Source organism: Micromonospora sp. ATLC20 (assembly GCF_057196585.1).
In genome coordinates this window covers 1-4,421 of sequence record NZ_JBXUOV010000288.1, presented here as the reverse complement: position 1 = coordinate 4,421, position 4,421 = coordinate 1, and the positions used below count along the sequence as shown (strand labels likewise).

Here is a 4,421-nt window from a genome sequence, read left to right as displayed (position 1 = left end):
GGCCGACTCGGGCGCGCCCTCCGGCGCGGCGGCGGTGGCCCCGGAGAGCCCGGCCGGACCGGAGCCGGCGTTCCCGCCGCCGCCGAAGAAGATGCCCGCCCAGCCCTTCTTGAACACGCCGTCGGTGGGCTGCCGGCCGCTGCTCTCGGGCAGGAAGGCGCGGGACAGGTCGTTCCAGGTGATCATCGGGACGATCGCGTCGATCCGCTGGTCCTGCGCGGCGAGCAGCAGGGCCAGGCCGCCGCCGTACGAGCCGCCCACCACACCGACCCGGGGGTCGCCGGCCGCGTCGAGGCGGATGTCCGGGCGCTCGGCGAGCCGGTCGAGCAGGCGCTGCGCGTCCCGCACCTCGTAGTCGGGGTTGTCCAGGTGGATCTGGCCGCCGCTGCGCCCGAAGCCGCGGGCGGTCCAGGTGAGCACCGCGTACCCGCGGGCGACCAGGTCCTCGGCGTCCGAGCGGACCGAGTCCTTGGTGCCGCCGAAGCCGTGCGCCAGCAGCACCGCCGGTACCCGCTTCGACGACGAGGCATCGGCCGGCAGGTAGAGCGTGGTGTCCAGGTCGACGGGCTCGTCACCGGAGGGCCCGGAGCGTACGGTCACCAGCGCCGCCTCGGTCCGGAAGTCGTCACCCCGCGGCCGGGCCGCCCAGACCAGCGCGGCGGCGACGAGGACGACCACCGCCACCGCGGCGACGATGCGGCGCGGATGGCCGGCCAGGGCGCGCCGGAGCCGCGCGGCGGTTGATCTCATGCGGCACACGGTACGGGCCGGCGGCTGAGCATTCGCTGAGATCCGCCGTACGTCTGTCCGGTTGCGCCGATCGTCGCGAAGCGTCCGTCATCCGCCAAAGGTCCAGAGCATCCCAGCGGGACGTATTCGGATCACGTGAATTCACATCTACAGGCGCAAACCATCGTCGATGTCATTTCTCGGCAACTCGATCACACGCTACGTACCTTTCGCCCTGACACAGGGTCACCCAAAGTGGACTGACGTGAAGCCGACTCATCGGCCGAGGTCTCACGCGCGTCCGGTTCGGCTACTTTTCCGGTCCGGTGCACGGGACTGCGTACGGCGACCTCCCGGGGCACCGATCGCCCCGCCGTCGCCGGAGGAGAACACATGACAGTCCCCGCGTCGCGGGTCCGTCGGCGGCCCGCCGTACCGGGCCGTACGCTCACCCTGGTTCTGGTGCTGGCGCTGCTGGCCCCGCTCGGGCTGATCTTCATCCAGGCCGAACGCGACTTCGCCGACGACCACGACCTGGTGAGCCGGGAGCGGCTCGGCGTCCGCTACCTGCGCGCCCTCGGGCCGGTCACCGACACGCTGGTGGAGGCCCAGGCCATCGCCGTCGCCGAGGGGGCGGTCTCCCGGGCCTCGCTCGCCGCCGCCATCGAGGGCGTCGCGGAGGTCGACAACGCCGTCGGTGACGAGTTGCGCACCCACGAACGCTGGGCCGGGCTGCGGGCCAAGCTGGAGGCGCTGCCGGACCGCGGCATCGGCGACCCCGAGGCGGCGTACCGGGCCTACGGCGAGGCGTCCGACCTGCTGCTGGCCCTCTACCGCAAGGTGCGGGAGAGCTCCGGGCTGATCCGCGACCCCCGCTCCGACTCGTTCTTCCTCCAGGACGGCATCGGCGGGGACCTGCCCACCGCGACGGTGCTGGCCGGGCGGCTCGTCGACCTGGCCCGGCTGTCCGCCAAGCGCCCCGCCGCCGAGCGCGCGCGGGTGGGCGCCGAGCTGGCCGAGCTGCGGGTCGCCGCGCTCGGTCCGGCCACCGACCTGGTCACCGACCTGCGCTCGGCGGTGGACAGCTCGGAGAGCACCGACCTGGGCGCCAACGTGCTCACCCCGCTGGACACCTACCAGCGGTCCCTGGAGACGTTCGCCGTCTACTCGGCGCCCGGCGCCGGCCGGTCCGCGCCGGGCACCGACCAGCTCACAAAAGCCGGGATCAGCGCGCAGAACGCCGCCAAGCAGCTCCGTACGGTCATCCTCGACCAGCTCGACGCGCTGCTGCGGGAACGGCTCGACACCCTGGAGCGGGACCGGCTGCTGGGCCGGATCGCCGCCGGGGCGGCGGTGCTGCTGATCGCCGGCATCGTCGCGCTGCACGTGGCCGCGCTGCGCCGGGACCGCAACCGGGCCACTCCGTCCCGCCGGGAACCGGCCGAGGCCGCCCCGGCGGCCCGCCCCGCCCCGCCGCCCGCCGTGCCCGAGGACGACCGCCAGCCGGTCGCCGTGGGACACGGTGGCGACGCCGACCGGTGGAGGCCGTTCGATGCTGCTCGGTAGGTTACGCATCCGGGGCAAGCTCGCCCTGCTGGTGATCATTCCGCTGCTCAGCATGGTCGGCCTGGCCGTACCGGTCGTCATCGACCGGGTGACCGCCGCCCGGCAGGCCGCCGACACCGCCGAGACCGTCCGCGTCGCCAGCCGGGTCGGCAGCCTGGTCCAGGACCTCCAGCAGGAACGCCTGCTCTCGATCGGCCTGCTGCTGCGGCGGGTGAGCCGCACCGAGCTGATCCAGAAGTCGGCCACCGTCGACGACCGGGTCGCCGACCTGCGCGCCGAGCCGCTCCCCGCGGCCGTCCGCGAGAGCCTCGACGGGGTACGCCGGCTGGAGGACGTCCGCAACGCCACGCTCGCCGGCCGGGCCACGCCGCAGCAGATCCTGACCGTGTTCGGCGAGGTCGACACCGCCCTGATCGACGCGCTGCGGCTGCCCTTCCGGGTGGACACCGACACCGCCGCCGGGCGGCAGGTGCTCGCCCTCGACGCGCTGCTGCGCGTCGACGAGTCCCTCAGCTCGTGCACCACCCAGATCGTGCTGGTCAAGGCCACAGGCGATCCGGAGGTCGCCCGCGCGTTCGTGGCCTGCATGGCGGCGCTCAACGTCGACAACCGGCGGTTCCGCAAGCTGATCACGCCCGAGCAGCTCAAGGTTGCCCAGCTGGACGACGCCGCGGTGGCCGCCCGGACCAGCCCGACGTTCCTGGTGGACAGCCTCCGCGACCCGGAGGGCGCGATCGCGCCGGTGCCGCTGGACGTGCTGTTCCCGTCGGCCCGGTCGATGATCACGCTGGGCCAGTTCGTGGAGAAGAAGGTCGTCGCGGACGTCATCGCGGAGACCCGCGCCCGGGAACGGGAGGCGCTGACCGCGGCCTGGCTGGTCAGCCTCGCGGCGGCCGCGATCCTGCTCGTCGTGGTGCTGCTGAGCATGACCGTGGCGCGTACGGTGGCCCGGCCGCTGAGCCGGCTCACCCGCTCCGCCGAACGGGTCGCCCGGGTCACCGAGGCCGAACTGACCCGCGTCGCCGACGACGAGTCCGAGACGGTCCCCCCGGTACGCCTCGACCCGGTGGAGGTCAGCGCCCGGGACGAGATCGGCGACCTGGCCCGCGCGTTCGACCGGGTGCAGCACACCGCCGCCCGGCTGGTCGAGCGGCAGGTCGCCGGCCGGCGCAACGTGGCGCAGATGTTCGGCCACGTCGGCCGCCGTACGCAGAACCTGGTCGGCCGCCAGATCGCGCTCATCGACCGGCTGGAACGGCAGGAGACCGACCCGGGCCGCCTGGAGCACCTGTACCGGCTCGACCACATCTCCAGCCGGTTGCGCCGCAACGCGGGCAGCCTGGTGGTGCTCTCCGGCGCCACCGGCTCGGACGGCCACGTGGCCCCGGTGCCGCTGGCCGACGTGGTCCGGCTCGCGCTCGGTGAGATCGAGGACTACACCCGCGTGGACGTGGAGGTCCCGCCCGGCGTGGCGGCGGCCCCCGCCATCGCCGGTGACCTGGTGCTGACGCTCGCCGAGCTGATGGAGAACGCCACCTCGTTCTCGCCCCCGCACACCCGCGTGGTGGTGACCGGCGAGCTGACCGACGGCGGAGCCCGGCTGGTCGTGGTCGACCACGGCATCGGCCTGACCGGGGACCGGATGGCCGAGGAGAACGCCCGGTTCACCCGGCGGGAACGCCTCGACCTCGCCCCGACCGAGGTGCTCGGCCTGTTCGTGGTCGGCCGGCTGGCCCGCCGGCACGACTGGAGCGTCCAGTTGAGCCACACCCCCGGTGGCGGCGTCACCGCGGCCCTGGAGATCCCGGGCGCCTCACTCGTGATCCGCCGTCCCGAACCGGTCGGCGTCAGCGCCGGCCGGGCCGCCGTACCCGGCGCACGCGAGCCGGAGCCGGCGGCTGTCGAGGTGCCGGCCGGCTTCGACGCCGAACTGCTGAGCCGGGCCACCCGCAGCATGTCCAGCGGCGACCCGTGGAACGCGTTCGGCCACCAGGCCGAAGGCGCGGAGCCGGCCGAGGACCACGGCCCGCCCACCGGCGGTCCGCCGCCGGTCTGGCCGCCGTCGGCCGTACCGCCGGCGCGTCCCGGGCACCTCTCCCCACCGACACCGGTCGCCGGCCCGGCCC

General features: G+C 74.4%; 3 protein-coding genes. 2 read left to right on the top strand and 1 reads right to left on the bottom strand.

Going from position 1 to position 4,421, the window contains the following annotated elements; genetic code table 11:
• Positions 1-750, bottom strand: a 750-nt coding sequence (locus AC2CHG_RS30160) for an alpha/beta hydrolase (RefSeq protein ID WP_484526079.1), incomplete at its 3' end; no start/stop codon positions are given.
• A 372-nt stretch (positions 751-1,122) separates the two neighbouring features.
• Here AC2CHG_RS30160 and AC2CHG_RS30155 point away from each other — a divergent pair.
• A complete protein-coding gene (locus AC2CHG_RS30155; RefSeq protein ID WP_262013261.1) occupies positions 1,123-2,295 on the top strand; it encodes a hypothetical protein in 1,173 nt (390 codons plus the stop codon).
• On the top strand, positions 2,282-4,421 hold a 2,140-nt coding region (locus AC2CHG_RS30150), incomplete at its 3' end, for a sensor histidine kinase (protein WP_484526078.1). The genes AC2CHG_RS30155 and AC2CHG_RS30150, both read left to right, overlap by 14 nt.

Coding starts and splice junctions, on each gene's coding strand:
- AC2CHG_RS30155 (WP_262013261.1), top strand. CDS start 1,123: ATGACAGTCCCCGCGTCGCGGGTCCGTCGGCGGCCCGCCGTACCGGGC.